General features: G+C 66.8%; 21 protein-coding genes. 15 read left to right on the top strand and 6 right to left on the bottom strand.

Annotated elements, in window-relative coordinates; genetic code table 11:
- Window positions 1-6 precede the first annotated feature (6 nt).
- The 6 genes from eccD to ABD156_RS25850 all read left to right on the top strand — a co-directional run bounded on the left by eccD (window position 7) and on the right by ABD156_RS25850 (window position 9,734).
- Window positions 7-1,431, top strand: a complete 1,425-nt coding sequence (gene eccD / locus ABD156_RS25875) for a type VII secretion integral membrane protein EccD (protein WP_344278836.1) — start codon at window positions 7-9, stop codon at window positions 1,429-1,431.
- Between the two features lie 151 nt (window positions 1,432-1,582).
- Window positions 1,583-2,998 (top strand): type VII secretion protein EccB, encoded by a 1,416-nt coding sequence (eccB, locus tag ABD156_RS25870; RefSeq protein WP_344278833.1) that lies wholly within the window; start codon window positions 1,583-1,585, stop codon window positions 2,996-2,998.
- Window positions 2,995-5,325, top strand: a complete 2,331-nt coding sequence (locus tag ABD156_RS25865; protein ID WP_344278830.1) for a hypothetical protein — start codon at window positions 2,995-2,997, stop codon at window positions 5,323-5,325. The genes eccB and ABD156_RS25865 overlap by 4 nt, the downstream gene beginning before the upstream one ends.
- A gap of 258 nt (window positions 5,326-5,583) precedes the next feature.
- Complete coding sequence (locus ABD156_RS25860; RefSeq protein WP_344278827.1) at window positions 5,584-8,823, top strand: right-handed parallel beta-helix repeat-containing protein; 3,240 nt, start codon at window positions 5,584-5,586, stop codon at window positions 8,821-8,823.
- Window positions 8,824-9,065: 242 nt separating this feature from the next.
- On the top strand, window positions 9,066-9,389 hold the full coding sequence (locus ABD156_RS25855; protein ID WP_344278823.1) for a hypothetical protein: 324 nt from the start codon (window positions 9,066-9,068) through the stop codon (window positions 9,387-9,389).
- A gap of 57 nt (window positions 9,390-9,446) precedes the next feature.
- Window positions 9,447-9,734, top strand: a complete 288-nt coding sequence (locus tag ABD156_RS25850) for a WXG100 family type VII secretion target (RefSeq protein ID WP_344278820.1) — start codon at window positions 9,447-9,449, stop codon at window positions 9,732-9,734.
- A gap of 296 nt (window positions 9,735-10,030) precedes the next feature.
- On the opposite strand, the gene ABD156_RS25845 is transcribed toward ABD156_RS25850, so the two are convergent.
- Complete coding sequence (locus tag ABD156_RS25845) at window positions 10,031-10,525, bottom strand: response regulator transcription factor (RefSeq protein WP_344278817.1); 495 nt, start codon at window positions 10,523-10,525, stop codon at window positions 10,031-10,033.
- Window positions 10,526-11,586: 1,061 nt separating this feature from the next.
- Between ABD156_RS25845 and ABD156_RS25840 the strand changes: the two genes are divergently transcribed.
- The 3 genes from ABD156_RS25840 (at window position 11,587) to ABD156_RS25830 (ending at window position 14,421) form a co-directional block, all read left to right on the top strand.
- Window positions 11,587-13,581, top strand: coding sequence for a hypothetical protein (locus ABD156_RS25840; RefSeq protein ID WP_344278814.1), 1,995 nt, complete (start codon window positions 11,587-11,589; stop codon window positions 13,579-13,581).
- Window positions 13,582-13,705: 124 nt separating this feature from the next.
- Window positions 13,706-13,897: a hypothetical protein gene (locus tag ABD156_RS25835; RefSeq protein ID WP_344278811.1), complete on the top strand. Its 192-nt coding sequence runs from the start codon at window positions 13,706-13,708 to the stop codon at window positions 13,895-13,897.
- A 113-nt stretch (window positions 13,898-14,010) separates the two neighbouring features.
- Window positions 14,011-14,421: a hypothetical protein gene (locus ABD156_RS25830; protein ID WP_344278808.1), complete on the top strand. Its 411-nt coding sequence runs from the start codon at window positions 14,011-14,013 to the stop codon at window positions 14,419-14,421.
- A gap of 409 nt (window positions 14,422-14,830) precedes the next feature.
- Here the strand turns inward: ABD156_RS25830 and ABD156_RS25825 are convergent, their stop codons facing one another.
- Both ABD156_RS25825 and ABD156_RS25820 read right to left on the bottom strand, forming a co-directional pair.
- Entirely contained in the window at window positions 14,831-16,222 is a 1,392-nt protein-coding gene (locus ABD156_RS25825) for an amino acid permease (RefSeq protein ID WP_344278805.1), read from the bottom strand.
- A 294-nt stretch (window positions 16,223-16,516) separates the two neighbouring features.
- Entirely contained in the window at window positions 16,517-17,953 is a 1,437-nt protein-coding gene (locus ABD156_RS25820) for an aspartate ammonia-lyase (RefSeq protein ID WP_425546112.1), read from the bottom strand.
- Between the two features lie 366 nt (window positions 17,954-18,319).
- On the opposite strand from ABD156_RS25820, the gene cuyB reads away from it, so the two are divergent.
- The 5 genes from cuyB to ABD156_RS25795 all read left to right on the top strand — a co-directional run bounded on the left by cuyB (window position 18,320) and on the right by ABD156_RS25795 (window position 23,831).
- Window positions 18,320-19,129, top strand: a complete 810-nt coding sequence (cuyB, locus tag ABD156_RS25815; RefSeq protein WP_344278799.1) for a cysteate racemase — start codon at window positions 18,320-18,322, stop codon at window positions 19,127-19,129.
- A 38-nt stretch (window positions 19,130-19,167) separates the two neighbouring features.
- Entirely contained in the window at window positions 19,168-19,809 is a 642-nt protein-coding gene (locus ABD156_RS25810) for a GntR family transcriptional regulator (RefSeq protein WP_344278796.1), read from the top strand.
- 450 nt (window positions 19,810-20,259) lie between these two features.
- Entirely contained in the window at window positions 20,260-21,747 is a 1,488-nt protein-coding gene (locus tag ABD156_RS25805) for an amino acid permease (RefSeq protein WP_344278793.1), read from the top strand.
- A 62-nt stretch (window positions 21,748-21,809) separates the two neighbouring features.
- Window positions 21,810-22,814: an asparaginase gene (locus ABD156_RS25800; RefSeq protein ID WP_344278790.1), complete on the top strand. Its 1,005-nt coding sequence runs from the start codon at window positions 21,810-21,812 to the stop codon at window positions 22,812-22,814.
- A gap of 156 nt (window positions 22,815-22,970) precedes the next feature.
- Window positions 22,971-23,831, top strand: a complete 861-nt coding sequence (locus ABD156_RS25795) for a phytoene/squalene synthase family protein (RefSeq protein WP_344278787.1) — start codon at window positions 22,971-22,973, stop codon at window positions 23,829-23,831.
- 50 nt (window positions 23,832-23,881) lie between these two features.
- On the opposite strand, the gene ABD156_RS25790 is transcribed toward ABD156_RS25795, so the two are convergent.
- Entirely contained in the window at window positions 23,882-24,157 is a 276-nt protein-coding gene (locus ABD156_RS25790; protein WP_344278784.1) for a hypothetical protein, read from the bottom strand.
- 337 nt (window positions 24,158-24,494) lie between these two features.
- Here ABD156_RS25790 and ABD156_RS25785 point away from each other — a divergent pair, with 337 nt between their 5' ends.
- Complete coding sequence (locus ABD156_RS25785) at window positions 24,495-25,010, top strand: hypothetical protein (RefSeq protein WP_344278781.1); 516 nt, start codon at window positions 24,495-24,497, stop codon at window positions 25,008-25,010.
- Between the two features lie 180 nt (window positions 25,011-25,190).
- On the opposite strand, the gene ABD156_RS25780 is transcribed toward ABD156_RS25785, so the two are convergent.
- Together ABD156_RS25780 and ABD156_RS25775 are read right to left on the bottom strand one after the other, a co-directional pair.
- Entirely contained in the window at window positions 25,191-25,628 is a 438-nt protein-coding gene (locus tag ABD156_RS25780; protein WP_344278778.1) for a hypothetical protein, read from the bottom strand.
- Window positions 25,629-25,776: 148 nt separating this feature from the next.
- Complete coding sequence (locus ABD156_RS25775; RefSeq protein ID WP_344278775.1) at window positions 25,777-26,292, bottom strand: AfsR/SARP family transcriptional regulator; 516 nt, start codon at window positions 26,290-26,292, stop codon at window positions 25,777-25,779.
- Window positions 26,293-26,390 lie beyond the last annotated feature (98 nt).

Genomic DNA, 26,390 nt, shown 5'->3' with positions numbered 1-26,390 from the left:
CCGTTCGTGACCAGCTCAGTGATCGACGACCTCTGCCGCATCACGGTCGTCGCGGCCAAAGGCCGGACCGACCTTTCGATCCCGGTCCAGATGACCGTTTCGGAGCTCCTGCCCACGCTCCTGCGCCATGTGGACCCGGCTCAGGACGGTGGGATCGATGCCTGGGTCCTCCAGCGGGTCGGCGAAGAGCCGCTCGACCCTGACGGGACCGCGGACTCACTCGGACTGCTGGACGGCGACGTGCTGTACCTCCAGATGCGAGAGGCTGCTATGGCTCCGGTCCATTTCGACGACCTCGTCGACGGAGTGGCGACCGCCATTCGGGAGCGTCCGGACCGATGGCGTCCGGCGATGACCAAGCATCTCTACCTCGGGCTGGCGGCTTCGGCGCTCGTCATCGCGTTGTTCGCCCTCCTGATCGCGGGGCCGCTGCTGCCTCGAGCGCTCGGCGCGGGGCTGTTGGCGGTGCTCGCCGGGGTCGCGGGCACCGTCTGCTCGCGCAGCCTCGGCGCTCCGGCCGCCGCGTGCGTTTTCGGATTGGCGGCCGCTCCGTTCGCGAGCTTCAGCGGCCTGCTCTTGCCCAATCTGTTTCAATCTTCCGCAGCTGCGGCCGCGACCGTTCCCGGGCCGTTCGGCTGGTCAGTCGGTCCGTTGTCGGCCGCCAATTTCCTAGCCGCGGGTGCGTTAGGTGCCTTGACCGCGACTGCTGTCTCAATCGGGGTGGGTATCGTCCGCCCGGCCTTCGTAAGCGTCGCAGCGATCGGAGTCGGTGTCGTTCTGGGCGGCACGGTCGATCTAGTCTGGAGCATCGGCCGGGTCGGGGCGTCCGGCCTCGTGGCGGTGACCGCGTTGGTGTGCACGATCTTCGGACCGATGAACGCAGCCAGACTGGTGCGCCTGCGCCTTCCGCTGATGCCTGAGACGATCGAACAGTTGCAGGAAGACATCGACCCGTTGCCCGGGCCGCAGCTCATGTCTCGGGCCAAGTCGGCAGATCGGTACCTCAACGCGCTCAGCGTGGCCGCCGGTGTGCTGTGCTCGGCTTGCGCGATCATTCTCGTGCCCGCCGAAGGCTGGGCTCCGCGCACGTTGGGGTTCCTCGTCGGCGCTGCGATGCTGCTGCGATCCCGGGTGCTGGTGAGCGCGTGGCAGCGCTCGTCGGCAGTTGTGCCTGGTGCGGTGGCCGCTTGTGCGCTGGCGCTGACCCTCGCCGGAGGCATGCCGCCTTGGGGCCGAGCCGGGATCGCTCTCGTGCTTGGTGCTGCCGCGATTGCCCTCTCGTTCGGTTCCGCCTATCTGCCCGGGCGGCGACTGGTGCCGTTCTGGGGCCGATGGGCCGAGATCTCGGAGTCGCTGATGGCCCTCGCCGCGATTCCCGTGCTGCTTCAAGTGCTCGGCGTCTACTCCTGGGCGCGCGGGCTGTTCGGATAGGGGATTCCCGTCGCAGTTCGGCGATCGCTGATGGCTCGTGGGGAAGCAACTGCCGGTGCGGGGGTGCATTCCGGTTTCTGCGCGCTTCCCGGCAGCGAGACCCGGTCCTAAATTCGGAGTTCGAGGCTGAACGGACCGTGGAGAGGACACCGTGCAGAACAAACGCGACCAGCTGCACGCCTACCGGTATCTGGCCGCCCGGCTCGTGTCTGCTCTGGTGCGGGCGGAGCCGGACGCTCCGGAAACTCCGGTTCGGCGCGCGACGACCGGAACCGTGATCGGCGCGATCCTCGCCGTGGTGCTGGTCGCTGGATTCGCGGTGTACGGCCTGATCTCGGGCGGCGGCAACAAGGCTTGGGCGGCTCCAGGCGTTGTCGTCGTGGAGAAGGAGACCGGGAATCGGTATGTGTATCTCGATGGCACGCTGCGACCGGTCCTGAACTATGTCTCCGCAATGCTCGCCAACGGAAAACAAGCCCCGGTCGAGACGGTCAGCCGGAAGTCGCTGGCGGGCGTGTCGCACGGCCAGGCGATCGGGATCATGGGCGCCCCGGACGCTCTGCCGACTCCAGCCGCGTTGTCCGGCGGACCGTGGTACAGCTGCGCCGCCAGCCACCCGCAACCCGACGGCAGCAGCGCCCCGGCCATCCTTCTCGGCCTCGAGCCGGAACAAGCCGCTCCCGTGCCCGAGGCGCGGGCTGTGCTGGTGCGTGCAGACGGGACCGACTACCTCGTATGGCGCGACGAGCGGATGCGCGTGTCGGGGGCCAGCGCGCTGGCCGCGCTCGGGTTCATGTCGGTACAACCCGTTCCGGTCAGTCCAGCGTGGTTGAACACGCTCGCGAGCGGCCCAGATCTCGCGGCGCACTTGCCGGACGGGACGGGCAGCCCTGGCCGCTCGGTCGGCGGCGTGCCGACCAGGATCGGCCAGGTCCTTGTCAGCGATACCACCTCCGGGCACAAGGACCAGTTCGTCGTCCGGAAGGACGGTTTGGCTGCTGTCAGCCAAACCGACGCGGCTCTCCTGCTCGCCGACCCTGCTGCGGCCGCGGCCTACCCCGGCGGTTCGCCGGTGCCGATTTCGGTGAGTTCCGCAGACATCGCTCAAGCTCAGCTGGCTGGGTCGGCGGCGACGCCGGGCTACCCACCGTTGCCGCCGCAGCCGCTTGATCTGCTGTCCGCCGCAGGAAGCACTTTGTGCGTGCAGCTGTCGTTTTCTTCGGACAAAGGCGCGCTCGCCCAGCTGGTGACAATCCCGTCCGGACGGACGAGACTGGCGCCTGCCGAACTGCCGGCCGCGGTGGGGAATGCGGATCGCGTGGCGGTGCCGGCCGGAGGCGGCGCCCTCGCCTTGGCCCAATCCGCCCCCGGGGTCTCCGCCGCGGCGCTGTTTCTGGTCACCGACCTCGGTGTCAAGTATCCGGTGCCGTCGGCGGACGTCGCCGCCATGCTCGGCTTCGCCGGAGTGAGACCCGTTCCTGTTCCCACGTCGGTGCTCGGGCTGATCCCGACCGGCCCGGTCCTGGATCCCGTTGCTGCTCGCACGGAATGGAGGCAGACCCGATGATCGGCAAGAACCGTTCTCGCAAGCAGGCTGCGCGGATGCCGTCCGGCTCGCGGTTCGAGGGGCGGAAAGTCGGCAATGCGCTCGTCGTCGGTCCTCCCGGCACGAGCAGGCCCGCAGTGATCGAATGGGCGAATGTGCTCCCGGCTGATCCGGACCGTCAAGTGGTCGTTCTCGACCTGCCCTTTCCGAGCAACCCATGGACCTGGACAGCAGTTGTTGAGGTACTTCGCGACGTAGGTCCGGTCCGGTTGGCGGGTGCGGGCACTGGAACCGGCCAGACCGCGGTGGCGGGTTGGCTCGCCGCGCAGCTTGACGTCGAAGTGCTGGCTCCGGACGGCGGTGTCCGGCCTCTCGGGGACGGCACTTTCGTCGAAGGACCCGCTGGAGCGGGCAGATGGCGCAGGTTCCGTCCGGGACAGCCGGCCGAGCCTGCCACTGTCCGCTTCCCGGTACCCGTCTGGGAGGCGTCGCTGCCGGAGCCGGCCGACCTCGCCCAGGCTCTTGGCAAGCAGTGGCGCGTTGACCAGATCGCAGCCGGTCTTTGGGTGCGCAGCACGCAGGCGCGCAGCGACGCGCACGCCCGTTCGGTCCATGCTATGCCCTACCACGCCGAGACCCTGACGATCGTGGTCGGCAGTCCGGGGGTGCCGCCCGTTCCCGCGTCGACGGTGGCACGGGTTCTGACCGGATTGCCCGACGACGTGCGCGCGCGGGCACGTGTCGCGCCGTTCGGTTCGCAGACCGAGAGTCTCGGGCAGCTCGTGGCGAACGAGGCGGGACAGCCAGTGGTCTGTTACGGCGGTTTGCCGGTCGGCGGGCCCGCTCCCGGAACCCGGGTCGTGGTCGCGATCGACGACGACGGCCAGTCCGCCTGGCGGCCGTTCGCGACCCAGGTCGGCTACCTGCCAGGGGGATCGGAGCCAGTCGTTCTCGAACGTCGTGCCCCGTTCGACAATGTCTCAGCCAGCGGCCCGGCAGTGCATTGGCTCAGCACGGACATTGTCGTCGAAGTGATTCCGTCCGGCTTGTGGATCCGGCCGCCCGAAGCTCCCCCGTGCGCCTCCCGGATCCGGGCTGTCGAGCTGGATCCGCGGTGGATCAAGGTGGCTATCGGCGATCCCGACCGGCCCGCGGCGAACGAGTTGTCGGTGGCTGCTGTCGAACTCCTCGACCGGCTTGACGGCGCGGACCGTCGGCAGGTGCGGTTCATGTTCCCCACCGCTCCAGCCTCACCGGGGCGGATCGAGCCGGCGCCGGTCTCCAACGTGGACCTTCCTCGGACCGGGGCGCTGTCCGAAGACGCACCTACGAACGTGCTCTGGCGGCCTGGTCAGCAGCTTCCCGCACCGGCCGAGTTGTCGCTGCCGCCTGCCTCCGTCGTGGCTGTCGAATCGTCTGTTCATGAGCATTCGGCGACAAAGGTCCCGGCTCCGCGGCACAGTTCCCGAGGAATCCAGGACGTGCTTGAGGTCGCGTTGCCGCCGCTGCCCGACGAGCCGGAACTGGCCGCGCCGCTGGAACCTGTGGACGAGCTGGTGCCGGAGCCGATCGGGTACGTGGGCGAGGTGATCGATCCGCAACATCAGAGCACGCTGGAGGAACGTGACCTCCTGCGCCGGGCTCTCGGCACGGAGTACGACAACTTCGCCAGTGCGGTGGTGCGGCTGCTGTCCCGCCAACCTGGTCTGCGGGCGGTGGAGGGCGAGGCGCTGGAAGCAGTGGTCACTGATCTCGTCGGCGTGCAAGTGTATCTGGCGAACGGCGGAGCGAGGACGAGTGCCGCTTTGAACGCCGGCCCGCTCAGCGCGCTGCGGTCTTACGCGTGTTGCGTAATGTCCGGTCTGCGCCGGCTGCCTTCCCACCGCGGTCCGGTGCTGCACGTTGAGCGCGTTGCCGCGGATTCGGGAGTGGGCACTGTTGTAACCTCCGATCGCTTCGTCAACGCGGTTTCGTCGACGAATGCGGGCTTGCCCGAAGGCTCCGAATGCCTCGTCTGGTCGGTGACTGGCCGTCGCGTGGCTGACGTTGCGCCCTCGGATCCTTCGATGGCCGGGCGTGTGGTGTTCTCACCGGGCAGGTCGTTCAAGGTCCTGCGGAACGGCGGCGGCCGGGTTCTTCTGCGTGAGGTTCTCGATCAGCACGAGCCGGCCGAGATCACCAGTCGCGACAAGCAGATCCTGAACCGGCTGGAGCGGGTCGCCGAGGCAAGGGACGAGCAGTCCGGCGCCTTCGCCCTCCGGCTCACCGCCAGGGAACACCCCTGGCTGATCGGCGGGCTGGACTTGTGCAAGCAGCAGGCGGCAGGCGCGTTCGAGGCGGTCGGATGAGCCGGATCCGCTCGCGGGCGGGGAGAAGACCGAAGGGGCACGATTTCGGCCGTACCTCGGCCATTTTCGCCGCGGGAACTCGGTCGGGACTGGCCAGCGGCCGGATAGTAACGAGCCGAATGCCGAGTGCGGGATCGCCGGTGCCGCGCGTATCCGTACCTGGCTCGCGGTTCCGCGCGGGATCGTTCGACGGGTTCGTCCGGGACTAATTCCTTCAGCCCGGGGACTGAGTCTCCGCCCGTCTTCAAAGGAGGCGCTGTGACTCGCCCGATGCTCTTGGTGTCCGCTGACCGCTCCAGTGGTTACCGGACGTTGTCTGCCGCGCTTTCCGCCGCTTCGGAGGGCTCGGTGATCAGCATCGCGCCCGGACGCTACGAGGAAAGCGTCGTCATCACGAAGGTGGTCACGATCGTCGCCGAGCGGGGCACCGTCGAGCTGTTGTCGTGGAGCGGAAGCACTCTCATCTGCGCCGCCGAAGCGGTCAAGGTGACCGGGTTGACCGTGATCGGGCAAGACGAGCAGCAGGTGGCGTTGGACGTTGTGCGCGGTCAGTTGGACGTCGAAGCGTGTGACATCTCGGGCCGGGGCTGGGCCACGGTGCAGGCGCGGGAACAGGGTTCGATCGCCATGCGGGACTGCCACGTGACGAACAAGGCCGGCGCTGGCGTGGTCGTGACTTCTCAGGTCCGGAGCGCAGTCGAGAACTGCGTGATCGAGGACCTCGAGACTTCTGCGGTCGTCGTCGCCGAAAGCGGCGACTTGCTCTTGAAGCGGACGATTCTGCGCAATGCCAACGGGAACGGGCTGTACTTCACCGGCCGTGCGACCGGCAGGATCGAGGACTGCGAGATCATCGGGATGCGCAAGCCTGCTGCGGCCTTCGCGGACGAGAGCTCGCCGTCAATGGTGCGCACCACGCTCCGAGAGTGTGTCGACTCGGGGATCTACTTGACTACCCGCAGCCGGGCGGTGATCGAGGATTGCCTAGTGGACGACGCGGCTGGACACGGCCTCGCGGTCGCGGAGGGCGCCGATCCGGTCGTCCGCCGGTGTCGCGTCAGCGCGGCCGGTGCGGCGGGGATTCATGTGACCGGGCGATCCCGCGGCACGTTCGAAGGCTGCGAGGTTGCGGGTGCGGCGACCGGCGGCCTGGTCGTCAGCGGCGCGAGTACAAGTTCCTTCAGAACGACGACTGTCGCCGGCGGTGCCGGAGTGTGGCTCGACGAGGACTCAGCCGCGGAGTTCGACGGCCTGGTGCTCGACGGTCTGGACGGCGTCGCGCTCAGCGTGCGGTCCGGCTCGAACCCGATGGTTCGGGATCTCCGCGTGGTCAATTGCCAAGGAGACGGCATCGAGGTCGTTGATCAGGGCCGTGGGCGGTTCGAGAAGGTCGAGGTCATCCAGACGCGGGGGACCGGCATCCGGGTGGGCAGCGGGGGCAGTCCCACGCTTTCGGGCCTCAGGGTCGAGGGCTGTGGGGTAGTCGTCGCGTCGGGGGGCTCGGGAAGCCTCCGCGACGGCGAGATCTCTGCCGCACCGTCGGACGGAGTGGTCGTCGAGGGCGGGGGAGAGGTGAGCCTGACCCGTCTTACGGTGCGGGCAGCTCGCCGCCACGGCGTGGTCGTTTCCGTCGGGGCCAGGGCAAAGCTGACGTCCTGCAAGGCGATTTCGAATGCCTGCGACGGACTCGTCGTGCATAGCGCGGATCCGGTTTCGATCAAGGACTGCGAGGTCGCTGACAACGGTGGGCGGGGACTGCGGCGGGCCGCCGCGAGCGAAAACCTGAGCGTGGTGAACCTGTCGAGCCTTGACGGGGGGCAGTCGGACGAGAGCAGTGCCGCGATCAGTTCCGTCGGCGAGACGGCCCCGCAGCGGCCGGTCGGGCCGCCGCATGCGGACGGACGGCCCGGCGACCCGATCGCCGAACTGCACGGCCTGGTCGGGCTGGCTGGGGTCAAGGACGAGGTCACCACGCTGGTGAACCTCAACAAGATGGCGCAGCGCCGCCAGGAGATGGGCCTCCCGGCGCCGCCGATGAGCCGGCACCTCGTCTTCGCGGGCCCCCCAGGCACCGGCAAGACCACTGTCGCACGGCTGTACGGGACGATCCTCGCGGATCTCGGCGTTCTCCGGGAAGGACACCTCGTCGAAGTAGCCCGGGCTGATCTGGTCGCGCAAATCATCGGCGGCACGGCGATCAAGACCACTGAGGCGTTCACCCGAGCGCTCGGCGGGGTGCTGTTCATCGACGAGGCGTACACGCTCAGTTCGTCCGGGCAAGGCGGCACCGGGCCGGACTTCGGCCGCGAAGCGATCGACACGCTCGTGAAACTGATGGAGGACCATCGCGACGACGTTGTGGTCATCGCGGCCGGCTATTCTGCGGAGATGTCGGGATTCCTCGACTCGAACCCCGGTCTGGCGTCGCGGTTCAGCCGCACGATCCATTTCGTCAACTACAGCCCGGCCGAGCTGGTGACGATCGTGGAACAGATGTGCGCGAAGCACAGCTACGAACTGGAGCCTGCTGCTCGTCGTGCACTCGCAACGTACTTCGAACGGATGCCGCGCGGCGAAACGTTCGGCAACGGCCGCGACGCCCGGAAGACGTTCGAGGATATGGTCGACCGGCAGGCGACGCGGCTTGCCGTGACTGCCGACGTCGGCGACCTCACGCGGCTGACCGCCGCGGATCTAGCGCCTGGGCAGGGGCAGGCTGCGGACGGCGCTGGGGGCCGGACGAGCGAGCAGCCCGAAGCGTTGCGTGCCCTCGTCGGACTCGTCGAGATCAAGAGGGCGCTGACTGGCATGATGTCCACATTGGACGGAAGGAAGCCCAGCGAATGCGGTGCGCTGCTCTCCGGGCCGGCTGGAACCGGCAAGCGGACGGTAGCCGCGGCGTACGGCGAACTGCTCCGGGGCGCCGGTCTGCTGAGCCGCGGCCAACTCGTCGAAGTCGAGGCCGGCATGCTGGTCGGCCGCTGGCTCGGCCAGACGCGCAGATTGGTGCGCAGAGCGTTCGACCGTGCTCGCGGCGGAGTGCTCTACCTGACAGAGCTTCCGGCCCTCGACGACCATCCGGGCGATCTGGTCGACGGGGCCGTCGCGGTACTCGTCGCGACGGCCGACGAGTACCCTGACGTGGCATTGCTCGCCGCGGGAGAAAGCGGCCCGCTGAGGAGTTTCTTTGCCCGGCATCCGGAACTGGTGGCGCGCTTCTCCGGGCGGCTCGAGTTCGCGGGGTACACGGCGGGCGAGCTGGCCGCGATCGCGGTCGGCTACGTCGAAGACCGTGAATACGTGTGCACCGGCGAGACCGTGCGTGCGCTGACGTCGGTCTTCGCCGGCTCGCCGGCGACCGGAGCCGGGGAAGGCCATTGGGCGTGCCAGACCGCGCAGGCTGTGATCGCCGCGCAGGCTGACCGCTTGGGCGCGTCCGGCGCGCATTCGGTGCCGGAACTGCGGACGTTGCTGCCGGAGGATGTCAAGCGGCAGTGACGGCGGAGCGGGAGTTCGCCGGAATCGGCGAATGCCCGCATTGGCCAAGTCAATTCGTGGCAGCAAGGGAACAGATCCCGTGCGTAGGAGGGCATATTGGCACTCGGCACCTGGTGACGGGGAGCGGGCTCGGATTCACTGGGAACAGATCCCAATGAGGGAATCGCCCGGAGCAATTCCTCTCCGGGATATTGCTGAGGACGACCCCGGCCAGTCTTGGGTCTCGACGAAAAGGTGCCCAGATGAGTCAGATTCAGACCCCGCTCGAGGGGATCCGTGCAAGCGTCACCGTCGCGGAGAACGCGGTGCAGACGTTGGAGCGCAACCGCGCCGCCGTGGAATCCCACCGGGTGAGCCTCGCCCCGAACTTCGGCGGCGAATCGGCCGATATCTTCAACAAGGCTCTTCTCGAACTCGAGTCGCTCATCTCCGAGGTCAAGGGCAAGTCCGTGACGCTGCACAGCCAGCTCCAGGACACGCTGACGGAGTACGTCCGGACCCACGGCCGGATCGGCGACGCCGCTCAGACGGCGATGTCGAACATGAACAGCGGCCTGCAGCTCTGACCTGCCGTCGCGAGATCCAGCACGACTGACTACAGCAGAGACACTTCGGAGAGGGAAATGACCGGATACAGTGCGAACGTGAATGCGGCGCAGTCGATCGCTGCGGACATGCAGTCGACAGCAGCGACGCTGCGGAAGGTGATGGAGGAACTCGACCAGGCCGCTGCCACCAGTCTGAAGGACTGGAACGCGACGGCTCAGGCGACGTACCGACAGTTGCACGACGCTCTCAGCGCGGCTGCGCAGGACCTGTCGGTCAAGGGACAGACGGCCGGGACGTCGCTCGGCAACATCATGGACGAGATCAAGCGTGCCGACCAGGTGGTCGACAACATCTTCCACTAGGAGCGGTTGACGAGGCGCGACCGGCGACCCTGCCATGGGCCGCCGGTCGGCGCTGCCAGCCCGGGCTGGCAGCCTTGGCCAGATCAGATTGCCTCGACCGCCAGGCCAGGTGGGTTGAGTGCGCACAGACGCTAAAGCCTGCACTTTTCTTGCTGCATAAAGTGAGGGATGTCGGCCGTTCGGGCAGTCCATGCGCGGAACGCCGTGTTGACAGCAGGTCCGTGGCCGGGATCGCCTCCGGTGTATTCGGGTGGCCGGGCTCTTCAGCGTGCCCCTCGCCGAACGGCCAGCATCGGTCAGATGATGCCGGCCCGCATGGCGAATGCGACGGCGTGCGGGCGGTTCTTGAGATTCAACCGGCTCATCATCGCGCAGATGACGTTTTTCACCGTCCGCTCCGAGTAGCAGAGTGTCGCGGCGATCTCCGCGGTGTCCGCGCCCTCGGCCATCAACTTCAGCACGTCGACCTCGCGCGGGGCGAGCCCCGGGGCCGTGAGCCCGTGCGCGGCGAGCACTTCCCGCTGCAATCGTTCCACCTGATTCAGGAGCGTCCCGAGCAGGTCGGACGGCAGCATCCCGCACCCTTTCGAAGCGGCGACGACCGCAGTGAGCAGGCGTTCTCCCGTGGCCGCCGAGCGCGGCAGAACGGCGACAACCCGACATTCGATCGCAGTCAGCAGGTCGGACTCTTTCAGCTCGTTGGTGATCAGCACGACGCGGAGTTGCGGGTTGTCAGTGGTCGCGCCGCGCAGCATCGCCATGATCTCGGCAGTGATCGCGTCGGCGGCCACGACGAGCAGGTCGGCATCCTCGGACTGCCCCGACGGCAGGACGTGGAGCTCGGCGCGGGACCGGAGATAGGTTGACACCCCGGCGTGCGAAATGGGATCTGATGCGTGCACCGCGACGCGTACTCGTTCCATCGATCACTCCTGACGCCGCTGAGCCTTCTGACGCGCTCAGTGTGCCGAGTGTGACTACACGAAGTCTTGACGCGAGGTGACCGGATCGTTTGGACGCGGTCCAGGAATGCGCGACGCGGTGTGAACTAAGTCCGCCCAGACCGGGCTGAGTGTCCGCTTTATCTGGTTTGCGCGCTGATGTCCAGGTCTCTTGCCGGCGCCGGTGCCGGGAGTGCTGCCGACTAATGTTCGGTGTGCGCGGTTATTCTGCGTAACCTCATTGCTTGGCGTCATCTGGTGAGGGGACATTAGGGCGGTGTTACCCGAATTCCGAGAGTAATCGCTTTTGAGGGATCTTGCCGCGATAAATCGTTCAGGTTCGCTGGAAAGCGCGCTGGCAGAGCTGCTTGAGCGGGTCATCTGTTTCTGACCTGCTTGTTTCCCTTGTTTGGTGCCTAGATCGCTGGATCCTCCCGGAACAGGAGAGCGGTGCGGCACACGAGAAAGCGGCTGGTCGATCGGATGGAGCCTGCGGACCAGCACGGCGATCCCTGCGGAGACGCCGAGAGCGGCAGTTCGGCGGGAATCACTTGGCAGCGCCGAGTGGAACGCACGGCGAGGGCGACGTGGGGGGCGTCGTCGCCCTCGCCGTGCTGCCCGCGGCTTGGAGCCGTGCGTCGCGCCGCGGGCCAGGGCAGGGCATCCGCCGGTCGGTCGTCAATGCGCGGACGTCCCGGGACTCAGTGTTCCCTGACGGGCGACGTGGTCGCCAGGTGTGAAAGGGCACCCTTTGCGGGTTCGTCCGGTCCGATGACCGGAGAGACACGAATCCGCCGCACACAGGTGCACAACCGCCGAACGCGACTTGAGCGGTCGTACTCGCGCTTTCAGTGTCGATCTAGTCCGGCACCGAACTGGTGCGATGTCCGGCAGGACGAAGGGATCCATTCATGTGGCCCTGGCGCGTAGCGCGGAATCGGTCGAAGCCCCCGGCAGTCGTGCTGGTGCGGCACAAGGTGGGACCAGTCCTGGTGATCGGCCCGCCGTCCGGGCCGAGCCCGGCGGCGCGGAAGATGGCAACTGAGCTGGTCGCTGATCCGCATCGCGCCACCGTGATCCTGGACCTCGCCGCGACGAACAACGTTGGCGTCGAAGCTGCCGTCGTGAATGCGCTGCGCGGGCTAGGGCCGGTGAGGCTGGTCAGCGCCGGTCCGGGCAAGGGGCCTCTCCCTCCGGCGCAATGGATCGCGGAGCAGGTCTCCGCGGAAGTCGTCACCCCGGGCGGGTGGCCGCGGATCAGCTCCGGGACGGCCTTCACGAGCGCGGGCTGGTGGCGGTTTCGTCCAGGCCGGGCCCCCGAACTGTCGGGAGCCAGGTTTCCCGCACCGGCATGGGAAGCACAGCTGGACCTCTCGAGCGTGGAGGTGCCCGACGGTCTCCGGCTCGATCCGATTCCGGCCGGGTTCTGGCTGGGCGCCAGTGACGACAAGCCGATCGCTGAGCTCGATGCGTTGGCTTGCCGGACCGAGGCGATGCTCGTCGCGGTCGGGACGCCCGGAGGCCCAGCGCTCCCGGAAGCGGACATCGCCCAAGTGATATCGGGTCTTTCAGCCTGTGCCCGCGAATTTCTGCGGCTGGTCCCGCTCGGTGCCCACTGCGGGGTGCCCGCAGCGCTCGCGGACCGGCTCAGCTTCCGTGTGGAGTCCTACACCGGGCTGCCGCATTTCGGCGCGAACGGCGCGGACGTCGTTGTTCCTCGCGAGGAAGGCACCCCGGCGTGGCATCCGTGCGCCCAGCAGCTTCTGCACCTGCCTGGAACTGCGGCCCCCATTGTCCTGGCCGCACGGCCGCCGATCCGCGGGCTGGCTGAAGTCGCGCCGTCGGTCTACCGGCTCGGCGATCGGCTCCTGGTCGAGGTGGTCGCGTCCGGCCTCTGGTTGTACGAGGGTGATGCGCCGCCGCGCGCGGGCGCGCCGCGGGCGCGTCCGTTCGACCCGGCAGGACCGCGCCTTACGGTCGGCCCTGCCGGTACCGCGGACACGCCTGGGCTGCGGGCCGGCGTCGCTGAGCTTCTGGACCGCCTGCCTCCGGAGGACCGCGATGTGCTGAGTGTTCACGCTCCCTGCCGACCGGCCTTGACTGCCCCGCGGCAGCAGGCCGCGCTCGAAACGGACGCGCCGACTCGTGAGCTGCGCAGCGCGGCGAGGGAACGGATCACAGGCCCGGACAAGCTCGAAATCCTCGATCAGATGCCCTGCAGCACGCCGGCCGAGCGCGCTGCTCTTCGGAGCTTGCTCGGCTCCCGCTACGCGGCTGCGGCGGAGTCGATGCGGCGCCTGCTGGCACTGAATCCGGCGCTGCGCGGGAACGACGCCGACGCGGCGATTGACGACTTGCTCGCTGTGCGACGGCATCTCGCGACTGTCGAAGCGGATTGGCCTGATCCGAAGGATTCGGTTGCGCGGTGCGTTCTGTCGGGGCTTGCCCACTTGCCGCTCCACTGTGGGCTGGCTCTCCATTCCGGATGGCTCGACGACGACGCGTATCGGTTCGCCGAACCTGGTGCGGTCTTGTGTGGCCGGTACTTGCTCAGCGCCACCGCGGCGCCGGGAGCAGAGCTTCCCGGGAACGTGGAATACCTGATCTGGTCGCGTACCGGTCGGCAAGTTTCGGACGTGGAAGTGGGAGACCGCACGGACCGCGTCGTTTTCGGCCAGGACGCGGTCTTTCGGGTGATCGAGGTGCGGCCAGGTGCGTCTCGGGCACAGGTGCTGTTGCTCCAGACCGGAGACCGCACACAGGCGGACAAAGAGACTGACAAGGCAGTGCGGGCCCGATTGAGGCGCATCGCGGCCGATCGTGACAGCCGGCCGATGAACAAGCGCGTGCCGCTGCTGACAAAGCCGCAGCACGCGTGGATCCGCGACGGCCTGTCCGCCGCATAGCTGCCGTCAAGAGTTCATGAAGGACGTCAGTTCAGACTAGAGGGCACGACCATCCGGTCGTACCCGATCGAGCGCCGACTCACCGTCCACTCGAGCCAGACGCTCACCAGAGCCGAGAGCCGTGATGACTATGATGTCGACCGCACATTCCGTGCAGCCGCTGCGCGAAGACTGGGACACCGCACTGGAGCACCTGCGAGAGCAAGCGGCGGCGGTCCTCGTGGAGCATGCGTCCGCGGACGGCACCTGCAGCGTCTGCTGCGAGCAGCAGCCCTGCGCCAGCAGCAGGTGCGCCGAGTTCATCCTCGAGCTGTGAGCCTCCCTGCACGCCGGGAAGGTCCGGACGCGGCCGAGACAACTCCCATCGTCTCTGCTCCGTCGGACGGGCTCCGAACAGGACTAGGGCCCGCTCCGTCGAGGCTTGTCGAGTTGCTGCAGCAGGCGTCGAACTTGTATCTCTCCGAGTATGCCTGGCGAACTCGGATCGCAGATGGCGCACTTTTGCTTCCGCTCGTTTCGGGGACGGTCGCCTTCTCGGCGCCCAGGCTCCGTGCGGAACGGGCGCGCGCGAAGCTGCGCAGCGCCGGAGTGATGGCGCCGGCACTCGTGCTTCCCGGGCCTTCGGACGTTGTGGTGTTCCTCGCCGATGCGAACGAGTTCATCATCGACCGGGGAAGCCTTCCCGCCGGCGTGCGTTTTCATGGACTCGCGGCTGAGGTGCCGTTGCCGCCGACCAGAATGCGGTTCGGCTCGGTGCGGTGGTTGACGCGTCCGGATCCGGTCAAGCGCTGGTTACCGTCGGCGGCGGCGATCCACGCGGTCCTGAGCGTTGCGGACTGAGCGAAGCACGCCAGCAGAGCCGGCACGTTAAGAATCTTTGGCGGAGACAAACCCGCCGGACCGCAGAACGGCGGGAATAAACCGTCTCGATGTGGCAGCGTGGTAAAAGTTCGGAACGGAACCACGCGGCTTCTTTCGGCGGGGCACTTAGGGGTAATCGCCAAGAGATTCTGCGGGCATTCATTGGTCGCAAGCGAGTTCTGGGAAGCTGGGGGAGTGCACGATGTCCAGATGTGCGTGAGATTGAGTGAACTTCTACGGCCCGGTGCCGCGGGCGAGCGGCGAAGCTGGCTTATCCCCAGGATCGCCTGGCGGACGTTGAGCCCGGGGAGCGAGCATCGAGATGCCTCCGCCGACTACGCGTCGCCTGTTCCTGAGCCGAGGGGACCGGCCGCTGATCGTCACGCTGTCACCACTCCGGGTCCGCTGACTGATTAGTCTCGCGCCAGAGCACAATCAGGAAGATGACCGAGACCAGGACCACAGTCATGATCAGGTCGAGCTGCGTGTCATCCACGAAGATCATTCCGATCAGCATGGTCGCTGTCGCCACCGACACGATCCACGCGGCGAGTTCCAAGCGCCTGCTCGAGTGCCTCGGCTCCGCGCGGAATCGCGTCCGCGACTTCGCGCGGAGCCTCAGGTAGGACAAGGCGATTCCAATCCATACCATGAGGATTACGGCTCCGCTGGAGTCGATCAGTGCGGTGAACAACGCGTCCGGAGCGAAGTATCCGAACAGTGTGATGACCAGTCCGACTGACGCCGTTGCCCCGATCGCGGCGGCAGGCACCCGCGTAGTCGAGAGCTGAGCCCAGGACTTGGGCGCGTCGTGCTGTTTGGCTAGTGCGTGACTGATTCGGGAAGCGGCGTAGATGCAGGAGTTGGCGACGCTCAGCAGGGCCGTGAAGACGACGATGTCGATCACTGTCGCTGCGGCCGGCACGTGCAACGCTTTCAGCAGTGCTTCGAACGGGCTCTTTGCGACCGTCGGATCGTGCCATGGAATCAGGACGACAGTCATCAGCAATGCCAATACGTAGAAGACTGCGACGGCGTAAGTGACGATACGGGTCGAGCGCTCCATGTCGCGACCGGGCCGACGCGCTTCGGCGGACGCGACTGCGGTCATTTCGATGCCTACGAACGCAAACGCGGCGAGCAGGATTCCCGGGAACAGGGAGCCCCAGCCGCGCGGCATCAGTCCTCCGTTGTCGACGATGTTGCGCATCCCGGGGGAGTGGATGCCCGGCAGAACTCCCAGAGCCGCCAGTAGCGCGAGCACGGGCACAGCCACGACGGTCGCGACCTTGAACAGCACGAGCCAGAACTGGAACTCGCCGAAGACTCGGACCGGGGCGAGGTTCACCGCCGTGAGCGTGCAGAAGAAGAGCACCGACCAGGCCCAGGCGGGCAAGCTGGGTAGCCAGCCGTGCGCGATGTCGGCCGCAGCGATGCATTCGACGCTGGTCGTCGCTGCCATGAGCCACCAATACATCCAGCCGACTGCGAACCGTCCGATGTGGCCGAACGCGTCGCCGACGTGCGTGGCGAACGCGCCGCTGTCCGGGTTGAGCCGGGTCTGCACGCTCAGCAACCGCATGGCGATCGCGGCGAGTGCGCCGACCACCAGGTACCCGAGCGCTACCGCTGGGCCGATCCGGGAAATCTCGGTTCCGGCGCCGACGAAAATGCCCGCCCCGATCGCGCCGCCGAAGGCAATCATGGTGATGTGCCGGGAGTGCAAAGTGGTGGCGAGACCGGATTCTTGATCAATCTGGTTGTTTTCGATCGGATCCATTGGCGCATCCTTTCGCGCAGTGTCGCCAAGCCACGACGGCAAAACCTCGGAGTGCCGCATCAGCGGCGGCTAACTCTGTCCCGGCGGGAATAACGATGTCAAGGAGGTGGTTAGCGCGTAATCGGATCGACATTTGCGCCGGTGGGACATCACGAAATCGGAAAATTGGCCGTCTATTTCATTCACAAGGAATCGGCCGCAACGACGCCGCTGCTGCCTGGCCGGAGCGGTCACCGCGTCGGCGTCGGGAACTTGTCCTGCCGGTTGCGCGGTGACCTGCGCGACCCTCGGTTATCAGCCCGGCTGATAACCGGGGGCAGACTCGGCGGCTCCTTCTGTCATCGTCGTCAGGATTCCGGCAAGGCGTCGCGGAGAGAGGATGTCATCGACTTGTTCGCGGGTCAGCAGCCCCTGGTCGACAGCGATATCGCCCACATATTCGCCCGTCACCATGGCTTGCTTCGCGATCGCGGCGCTGGCGGCGTATCCGATGTACGGAGAGAGCGCGGTGACGATGCCGGCCGAGCGGCGAACTCCTTGCTCAAGATGTTCGCGATTGGCGGTGATACCGGCGACGCACCTGGCGGCGAGGGTATCCGCGGCGGCCGTCAGATGCGTGGTTGCGCGCAGCAGACTGTAGACGATGACTGGTTCGAATGCGTTGAGCTGCAACTGTCCGGCCTCCGCCGCCATCGTGACAGTCGTGTCGTTGCCGATCACCTCGAAGGCGACCTGGTTGACGAGTTCGGGAATGACGGGGTTGACCTTCCCCGGCATGATCGACGAACCGGCCTGTGCGGCCGGAAGGTTGATCTCGCGGAGGCCGGTGGCCGGGCCGGAGGACATCAACCGAAGGTCGTTGCACGTCTTCGAGAGTTTCACCGCGACCCGCTTGAGGATTCCAGAGATCTGGACGAAGGCCCCGCAGTCCTGAGTGGACTCGATGAGGTTGCCGGCCGACGTGATCGGCTCGCCGGAAATTTCGCGGAGGTAGTGGCAGGCGACCGCGGCGTATTCCGGATGGCCGTTGATGCCGGTGCCGATCGCGGTTCCGCCGAGGTTGCATTCAAGCAAGAGCAGCGCTCCCTCGTTGAGCCGATCGCAGTCTTCGCGCAGCATCACGACGTAGGTGCCAAATTCCTGGCCTAGCGTCATCGGCACCGCGTCCTGCAGTTGAGTGCGGCCCATTTTGATCACGTCGGCGAATTCGACGGCCTTGTGTTCGAATGCCGCCGCGAGCCGGTCCAACGCGGAAACCAGGCCGCGCAGGTAGCGGGTAAGGCACAGCTTGATCGCTGTCGGATAGACGTCGTTGGTGGACTGCCCGAGGTTGACGTGAGTCAATGGGTCCAGCCGGGCGTAGTCGCCGCGTTCGCGGCCCATCAGTTCGAGCGCGCGGTTCGCGATGACCTCGTTCGCGTTCATGTTCGTGGAGGTGCCCGCGCCGCCCTGGATCGGGTCGATCGGGAACTGATCGTGGAGTGCGCCCTCGCGGATCTCCTCGCAGGCTGTAATGATGGCGTCGGCGCGGCGGGCGTCGAGCAGGCCGAGGTCCGCGTTCGCCTGGCAGGCAGCCTGTTTTACTGCCGCGAGGCTTTCGATCAGCAGGGGGTACTGGCTGATTGACGCGCCGGTGATCTGGAAGTTCTCCAGCGCACGCGCGGTGTGCACCCCGTAGTACGCCGCGGTCGGGACCGGGAACTCGCCGATCGAGTCGAGTTCGACTCGCATGCTGCTGCTCATGCTTTTTCCTTGCTTTCGGTGGCGCGCCGCCGAGTGCGGGCGCGGCGAAGGGTGCTCGTGCTGGAAGGTGCGGGGTTGTCCGCCGTCGACGGCGAGTTTGCGGGGGTGCCGATACGTCCGCTCCGCAGCGGGAATCAAGGGCAATTTCAAGGAAGTCGCCTTGTCGAACAGGGGAGGCGGCGACAGCCTCGGATGGTGCGCCAAATTCCCTGACCACGATGCACCGGGTCTTGGTGGCGCTCCGCGGAGCGTTCTCCGACCTGAAGGTTTGGACTCCAGATCCCGGTACGGCAGTGCCATTGCTGCTGTACCTTCCTGCGAGATGTGGTATGCAGTATATTACACGGTGATTCGGTGCCCTGGAGCGGCAATATGGCAGATCACTCATCTGGTGGTATTCAAGACCGGGGCGTGTCCGGCGCGGAGCGCGGGCCTTGTCTTGGCGGTGACGGCCCGTTGGTCGGGATACTTGGCGGAATGGGGCCGGCCGCGACTGCCGACTTCTACGCGAAGCTGGTGCGTGCGACGCCAGCGAGCCGTGACCAGGAGCATGTGCGCGCGGTGATCTGGAGCGACCCGCTCATTCCGGATCGCACCGAGGCTCTGTTGGGAGGCGGGCCGGATCCCACGCCGGCACTGCTGCGCGGAGCGATGCGGCTGGTCGAGGCCGGAGCAGACATGATCGTCGTCCCGTGCAACACCGCGCACGCGTTTCTCCCGCGAGTCGCAAGGCGGATCGACGTGCCGATCGTCGACATGATCGGTGCCGCGGCTGCCGCTGCGGCGCGGATGAAACCAGCTTTCGCCGCGGTCGGGCTGCTCGCCACAACCGGCACTGTCCGGGCCGGGCTGTACCAGGACCGCCTGCGCCAAGTGGGCATTACGGTGCTGGTGCCGTCCCTTGTGGAGCAGGACGAGTGGGTCATGCCGGCGATCCGCGCGGTCAAGGCGGGCGCGGCCCCCGGTCCTCTGCTGGCAGCCGCTGCCGAGAAGTTGATCGAGCGCGGGGCGGCGGCGATGATCGCCGGGTGCACGGAGGTTCCGCTGGGTTTGCCGGAGGCGTTGCGGGTGCCGGTGATCGACCCTGCGGTGGCGCTCGCCGAAGCTGTCGTCGCGCGTGTCCGTGCAGCTCGCTCGATGATATGCAGTATATTGAATGACTGATGGGACGTTGGGACAGTGCGCCGGTCGACCGGCCGGTTATGAGCGACGTTGCGTACGAGCGGCTTAAAGAGGCTATCGTGCGCGGCGAATTCGAGCCAGGGCAGAAGATTCGCGATGCGGACATCGCGGCGCGGCTCGGCTTGTCGCGCACGCCCGTCCGGGAGGCGATCGCCCGGCTCACCGACGCCGGTCTGGTCGAGGCCAAACCTGGGGTGCACACTCGGATCACGAGCCTGAACCGTGACGACGTCGTGGCGACTCTGGCTGTTCTGCAAGTCCTCGACGAGCTGGCGGTCAGCACAGCGGTTCCCCGGCTGACGAAAGAAGACCTGGACTTCATGAGCAGCGCCACTGCGCGCCTCGCGCATGCTGTCCAGACCGGGAACATCGAGGAAGCGCTGGCCGCGGACGACGACTTCCACGGCGTCCCCATCCGCGCTGCCGCCAACCCGGTCCTGGCTCGCCAGATCGAGCGCCTGCACCCTCAGCTGCACCGGATCCTCTACCGGAAGTTCTCCACGCTGCTCGGTCACCGGGACACTGTCGGCCACCACATGGCCTTGATGGAGTTCTGTGCACAGGGCGACGCCGAGGCCGCCGCCAAGCTGTCGGCGGAACACTGGGCGCATTTGGGCGGGCTGATCGAAGAACTCTTCGAGAACGACGACCTCGGCACTTGACTCGAATCCGCCCGAGGTTCAATGCCGCTCCGTGCCGTCGCACGCGTGTGGCTGACGCGGCTCAGTGCTCGCTGGCCGGTTAATTCTCGCCTCCGATCGCTGGGTCTCCGTGAGCAGGGGCTCTAGTGCGGGGGCCGGCTGCCCAAGTTTGCGGGCATCGGCTGCCCGAAGTTCTGTTACTTGGCAGTAGGGCTGGAGGAGGGGCGCTCCCGCCGTATCCTGCCGTATGCAGAGTCCAATATATTGGAGTCCTGGAGGTTGAGGCCGGCGGAACTGTCCGCGCAGGAGGAACGCTGTCGTCGAGCCGGTTGTCGGCAAGGCCGCGAATGACAACCGGCGGCGCGACCGCGCCGGGCGGTTCCCTTGTGCGCGCCCGGCTGTCTCCAGGCGACCGCATCTGCAGCGACCTGAACTAAGTGCGGACCGCTTTTCTCGATATCGGAGGCGCCAATGAAGTTCCCTTCCGACAACGCCGGCCCTCAGGGGGGTACAGACCCCCGGGCGGTCAGTGCGGGCAGTGCCGAAGCCGGTGAGGCCGCCAGCCCGGTCGACGCAGCCGACGCAGGCTACTCGCGGTCGCTCAAGAGCCGGCACATCCGCATGATCGCGATCGGCGGGTCCATCGGCACCGGCTTGTTCCTGGGAGCCGGCGGACGGCTGGCTATCGGCGGACCGGCCCTTGCCCTGGTGTACGCGCTTTGCGGCGTCTTCACCTTCTTCATGATGCGGGCCCTCGGCGAGATGGCCGTGTACCGGCCGTCCTCGGGCGCGTTCGTTTCCTATGCGCGCGAGTTCATCGGCGAAAAGGCGGCCTACATCACCGGATGGCTGTTCTTCATCGACTGGTGCTGCAGCGTGATGGCGGAAACGACAGCCATCGCGCTCTATCTTCATTACTGGACGGTATTCCAGCCCATCCCGCAGTGGGTGCTCGCATTGGTCACCCTCGCGCTCGTGCTGGGGCTGAACCTGCTCGCCGTCAAGTTCTTCGGAGAGGCCGAGTTCTGGTTCGCGATGATCAAGATCGCCGCGATCGTCAGCTTCATGGCCATTGCGGCGTTTCTGGTGCTGACACACCACCAGGTCGGCGGCCGTGCTGCCGGGACGGCACTGATCACCGAGCACGGCGGTCTCTTCCCGCACGGGCTGCTGCCGGTCATCACTCTGACCCTCGGCGTCGTTTTCGCCTTCGGCGGAACGGAAATGGTCGGTGTCGCGGCCGGCGAGGCGGAGGGGGCGCACAAAATCATACCCAAGGCCGTGAACTCGACGTTCTGGCGAATCGCGCTGTTCTATGTCGGGTCGGTGGTCCTGCTGACCCTGGTGCTGCCCTGGACGTCGTACAGCAAGGCCGAGTCCCCGTTCGTGACCTTCTTCTCCGCCCTGGGAATCCCGAACATGGGCGGGATCATGAATCTCGTCGTGATCACGGCTGCCTTCTCGTCGATGAACGGCGGCCTGTACGCCACCGGCCGAACTCTCCGCTCGATGAGCATGGCCGGCAGCGGGCCGAAGGTGGCGGCCCGGCTGAACCGCCACAAAGTCCCGTTCGCCGGCGTCTTGATCACGGCGGGCCTGGGCCTCGTCGGGGTGCTCATCAACTACGCGTGGCCGACGCAGGCCTTCGACATCGTCATGAACCTGGCCGGAATCGGCATCGCCGGCACGTGGATCTCCATCATGGTCAGCCACTGGGCGTTCGTCCGCCGTGCGAAGAAGGGGCTGGTAAAGCGTCCGGGCTACCGCCTGTGGTGCGCTCCGTACGTCAATATCGTCACCATCCTGTTCCTCGTCGCGGTGATCGGCGGCATGTGGTTCGCCGACGACATCGGGAAGCCCACGATCCTGCTCTTCCTCGGGATCGGCGTTGTCCTGGCGCTCAACTGGTTCCGGGTGCGCAACCGCGTCCGGAAAACGGTCGGAGACATCGAGCTCTAGCCTGCCCGTATCGACACATCGATCCGTTCCCGGGAGCAGCGTCCCGGGATACAGGAGAATTCATGCCCACCCCAGCACGAATCCTGTTCATCTGCACCGGCGGCACGATAGCTATGGTCGCCGGCCCGGATGGCTTTGACACCGGCGGCGACGTCCGAGCGGAAGTCTCCGCTGTGCTCGCCCTCCGGGGCGGGCCGGCCGAGATCGACTTCATCGAATTCGACCTGGTCGACTCGTCCAACATCACCCCTGAGCACTGGCAGTTGATGGCCGATCAGTTGTGGGCGCACCACGACCGGTTCGACGGCTTCGTCGTGCTGCACGGGACCAACACGCTGGCGCACTCCGCCTCGGCGGTCAGCTACGCACTGGCAGGTTTCGGAAAGCCGGTTGTTTTCACCGGCTCGCAAATCCCGTTCGGGATTCCCGGCAGTGATGCACCTGACAACGTCCAAGGTGCTTTCGAAGCGGCCAGCTCGGGTGCCGCGGCGGGGGTCACGGTGTACTTCGACGGCGACCTGATGCCGGGAGTGCGCGCAACGAAGATCTCTGCCATCGACATGCACGGTTTTGTCAGCCCCCACGCTGACGTGGTCGACTGGAACGGCTCGCTCGAAGGGATGACGCGGTCACCGGCTGGCGAAGGGTGGGTCAATCCCCGGCCGTACGGCCGGCACGACGTCGCGGTTATCACAGCGGCCCCGGGGATGAGCGCCGAGCGATTCCGGGCCATGACGGATCCTGCCCCCGACGCGGTTATCTACCGGGCCTACGGGGCAGGGGAGGGGCCAAGCGACGAGGCCGGGCTGGAAGAGGCCATCAATGCTCTGACCGGCAACGGCATTCCGGTAGTGGTTGTGAGCCAATGCGTTATCGCGCACATCGACTTCGCCAAGTACGCCGCTGCCGGGTTCCTCCGCCGCGCCGGTGCGCTCGGAGCGGAAGACATGACGTTCGAGGCCGCCTATTCGAAGCTTCACTTCCTGCTCAGCCAGGAGATAGATCGCGCGGATCTCGGGAAGTGGTTCCTCACCAATATCGCGGGCGAACTCACGCCGGCGGCCTGATCGCGAGTTCCCCGCTTGCCGTGGCCGTCGACACGTCGTCGACGGCCACGGTGCTGTTTCCCTCGCGAGGTCGACATGCTTGTGGGACCGGATTGGGCCCGGAGGCCCTAGATGAGCTCCGGTCGTTGGGCTGAGCTGGGCTTCGGAGGTGCCGCGATGTCAGAGCTGTCGGAACCGGATCGTTGGTACGCGGTGTGCGAGGAGATCACCAGGGCTTCGGCAAAGAACTTCTGGTGGGGAATACGGCTGCTCGACCCAGGGAAGCGCCGAGCGCTTGCCGCGGTCTACGCGTGCGCACGGCGCGCCGATGACATCGCGGACGGAGATCTTCCGGACGTCGACAAGCTGGCCGAGCTCGCTCGACTGCGTGCCGCTCTCGCCGACCCGGCGCGGGCGACCGGCGATCCGGTGCTGCTCGCGGTCTTCGACGCGGCACGGAGCCGCCCGATTCCGCTGCTCGCGTTCGAGGAGTTGCTCGACGGGTGCGCTGCGGACGTCCTCGGGATCCGTTACGAGACATGGGACGAGACCGAGCACTATTGCCGCCAGGTCGCGGGGTCGATCGGCCGACTCTCGCTGGGCGTGTTCGGGAGCGAGGCGCTCGCTGCCCCGGCACTCGCCAACTCGCTGGGCATTGCGCTCCAGCTGACGAACATCTTGCGGGACGTGCTCGAGGACCGCAGACAGGGCCGGGTCTATCTGCCTGCGATCGTCCTGCGCGAGCACGACGTCAAACTCGATCTCGATGCTGCAGGAGCGCTGACCGATCCGCCTGAGCATCTCGCGGTGTTGTATCGCGAGACGATCGCCAGAGCTGAGGGGCACTTCGAAACCGGGCTGCAGTTGATCCCCCTGCTGGACCGTCGGTCTGCGTGGTGCTGTGGCGCGCTAGTGGGCATCTACCAGGAACTGCTGCGGTTGATCAAGGCTGATCCGGCGGGTGCTTGTCGTGCCCGCGTTTCGGTACCGGATCTCGCGAAATTGCGGGTGGTGGCGCGGGCATTCCGGGCATTTTGATCCAGTCCGAGTGGCCCGGCCGCCGGGTCAGTCCCGCGACCGGTCCGGCGTCACTTTCCGGCCAGCGCCGCATCCCGGTGCGCGTCCGGTGGAAGTTGGCCAGTGCGGCGCACGTCGTCGAGGGCGGCCACCGCCACGGCGAGGCAGGCTACGACCCACTCGGTTGGCTTGTCCCGAAGCCTTTCGAGCAACGCCAAAGTCGCAGCCGTCGTCCCAAGCTCGGCGCGCTCCACGGCGAATACCAGCTCAAGATCCGTGACGTCAGTCCAGCTTGCGGCCAATTCTTCCGCAGCAGTACCAAGTTCTCCGGAAATCATGTCGGTCATGTCGGTATCAGTACCTCCTCGCGAAAGGGTAGCAACGCGAGAGTCTCGCCACCCGATTCGGGACGGGACAGGGCTGGTGCTCCACTTTCAGTGCAACTGAAACGGACAACCGGTTCATAGGCCGGGCCGGACACGCCTCACCGGGGCAGCTCTGGATTGTCCACAGTGGCCATACGTCACGCGGGGCGGCGCAGGTTCGATCTGCTGATGTCGTCGATGCGGACGCGTTTCTCGGCGGCACGGCAGGTGCCCGCGAGGACGCCGGATCTCTGCCCTCTGGTACCGAGCGCGGGCGGATCCGCGCCGATCGAAACCGACCTCGGTTAGCGTCGCAGCCGTGTCCGAATTCGCGCGTCCCAGTCGTGCCTCGAGCCGCTACTCGGGACTGGTAGAAGTGCGGTTCCAGCGGTTCTATATCAGCGAGGCGCCGGAGGACCGAACGCTCGGCTCGACGGCGGCTGAGGACGGGCTGATCAGCGCCGGACGCGGCCGGATCAGGTGTCGCACCGGGCTCGGAAATCAGCTCGTCGACGTGGTCGTGGACGTGTCGCGGACCGTTCCGGACGCAGTGCTGCCGGACTTTTCCGAAGTGGTCGAGATCAGCTACCGCTCCGAAGGCGGAGCGCTCGCGATTCTTTCGCACGACGACCGGCTGGTGGCGGAACTGCCCGCGCTGCCCGCAGGTGCGGGGGAATACCGGCTGCGTTACCACCTTCGCGATCTCGAGTGCACCCGCGGCGCGTGTTTGCTCCAGGTCTGGCCGGCCGCGTTTCTTCCGTCGAAAACCGTGAAGGTAACGTCGGACACAGGACGGTTCTGGAGTCCGCTCCCCGGTCTGCCCAGACAACGCTGAGCGCGACTGCCAGTGCCGACGGCGGGCGGCTGGCGCTTTCGGAAGTCAGTTGCCTGGTGCGGATTGCCGCGATCGACAGCAAGACGCCGCCTGCCGTGCCGCAGCCGATCGCAGCGCACAGCAGCAAGATTCTCGCTGGCTCTTCCCCCAGCTCGTGCCTGGGCATGGTCGTGCGCGGACTCAGACAGCCGAGCGCATCGCGTTCAGGACGGCCTGCCACGGCGGGAGCGGGGCCTCTCCGTCGGGTGCCAAGACCCACTTGACCGGGGACCCGTCCACTGTGCCTGGCGGGAGCACCAGTTCGGCTCCCGGAGAGAGACGCCGGGCGCACACGAACTCGTCCTCCTCCAGGTCGGATGCCGGCGTCACCGGCTGGGTCAGGAAGATCCAGCGGCCGTGCGGGACCGGGTACCGCAGAATCACCGGCGTGAACATCCACCTGACCAGATGGGAAACCACTTGGGCGCCGAAGCTGCCGGGCAGCGCGATCGCGTCGGCTCGCTCGCCGATGCGGATGGCTGCCGATCCGCGCCGGCCATACGCATCGCACAGGATTCGCGCCGCGGAGGGAGCTTCCTGCGAGGCCTGGCCGGGAACGGAGATGTCAAAGGTGGTCATGGTCGCCGCCTCGAGCCGGTGCGGACGGAGAATGCGTCCGCTTCGCATTCATGACAGCACCGCAAACCGGATTTTCGGCGGCTTTGCCTTGCTGTTGCCCTGGCGGCCGCGATTTCGGTGTGCCGCGGGGCAGGCAAGGCCGGGAGGATCAGGGCCAGCGAACGGAGGCCGGCCGATCGAACGGAGACGTGTACTCAGAGTCGAGCAGAAGGCTGATCTTCTTCTCGGCCATCGCCCGCATAGCCGGAGTGGCGAGCCATCCGAACAACGGCTCGTGCCACATCTCCATGGCGGATTCGAGACTGGAATCGGCTTCCCCGGTGTCGTCCTCGCACTGGGAGCGGTGGATCAGTGCCACCGCACGGTAGAGGTCGACGGTTTCCGGTGCCGCGTTGAGCACGTAGCCGCTGCCGACGGTGAGCACGCAAACGTCGTCCTCGCGCGGAATGGCTTTCCGGATTCGCATGATGACGTTCTGGATGGCTCGGCGGGAAAGAGGTCCTGGGAGGTCGGAATCGAGCGCTTGGAGCAGATGGTCGGTGCGGACTACGTTCCCGAGATTGAGTGCGAGCACGCCGAGCACGCGATAATGCGGGAGCGACCCGAGCGCGATCGAGCCGTTTCCGTCCCTGGCTTCGATTGTGCCGAAAAGCCGGATTTGCATTCTGTTCTCACCTTCATGGACCCTCGACACTGTGCGGGAAGTTCACTCGCCGCGCGGGCCAAGCGAGCGACATGTGCCTGATCGGGTGTCGAAAGGGT

Source organism: Amycolatopsis albidoflavus, assembly GCF_039525725.1.
GTDB lineage: Bacteria > Actinomycetota > Actinomycetes > Mycobacteriales > Pseudonocardiaceae > Amycolatopsis > Amycolatopsis albidoflava.
Note: the sequence above shows the minus strand (reverse complement) of the source record. Positions and strands in the feature narration are given on the sequence as shown.

What these genes read in the sequence shown, in the direction of transcription:
- ABD156_RS25835 (WP_344278811.1), top strand. Translation starts at nt 13,706, where the DNA reads ATGACTATGATGTCGACCGCACATTCCGTGCAGCCGCTGCGCGAAGAC.
- ABD156_RS25820 (WP_425546112.1), bottom strand. Translation starts at nt 17,953, where the DNA reads ATGCGAGTCGAACTCGACTCGATCGGCGAGTTCCCGGTCCCGACCGCG.
- ABD156_RS25795 (WP_344278787.1), top strand. Translation starts at nt 22,971, where the DNA reads ATGTCAGAGCTGTCGGAACCGGATCGTTGGTACGCGGTGTGCGAGGAG.
- ABD156_RS25800 (WP_344278790.1), top strand. Translation starts at nt 21,810, where the DNA reads ATGCCCACCCCAGCACGAATCCTGTTCATCTGCACCGGCGGCACGATA.
- ABD156_RS25805 (WP_344278793.1), top strand. Translation starts at nt 20,260, where the DNA reads ATGAAGTTCCCTTCCGACAACGCCGGCCCTCAGGGGGGTACAGACCCC.
- ABD156_RS25810 (WP_344278796.1), top strand. Translation starts at nt 19,168, where the DNA reads ATGAGCGACGTTGCGTACGAGCGGCTTAAAGAGGCTATCGTGCGCGGC.
- ABD156_RS25850 (WP_344278820.1), top strand. Translation starts at nt 9,447, where the DNA reads ATGACCGGATACAGTGCGAACGTGAATGCGGCGCAGTCGATCGCTGCG.
- ABD156_RS25840 (WP_344278814.1), top strand. Translation starts at nt 11,587, where the DNA reads ATGTGGCCCTGGCGCGTAGCGCGGAATCGGTCGAAGCCCCCGGCAGTC.
- ABD156_RS25865 (WP_344278830.1), top strand. Translation starts at nt 2,995, where the DNA reads ATGATCGGCAAGAACCGTTCTCGCAAGCAGGCTGCGCGGATGCCGTCC.
- ABD156_RS25790 (WP_344278784.1), bottom strand. Translation starts at nt 24,157, where the DNA reads ATGACCGACATGATTTCCGGAGAACTTGGTACTGCTGCGGAAGAATTG.
- ABD156_RS25825 (WP_344278805.1), bottom strand. Translation starts at nt 16,222, where the DNA reads ATGGATCCGATCGAAAACAACCAGATTGATCAAGAATCCGGTCTCGCC.
- ABD156_RS25855 (WP_344278823.1), top strand. Translation starts at nt 9,066, where the DNA reads ATGAGTCAGATTCAGACCCCGCTCGAGGGGATCCGTGCAAGCGTCACC.
- ABD156_RS25780 (WP_344278778.1), bottom strand. Translation starts at nt 25,628, where the DNA reads ATGACCACCTTTGACATCTCCGTTCCCGGCCAGGCCTCGCAGGAAGCT.
- ABD156_RS25775 (WP_344278775.1), bottom strand. Translation starts at nt 26,292, where the DNA reads ATGCAAATCCGGCTTTTCGGCACAATCGAAGCCAGGGACGGAAACGGC.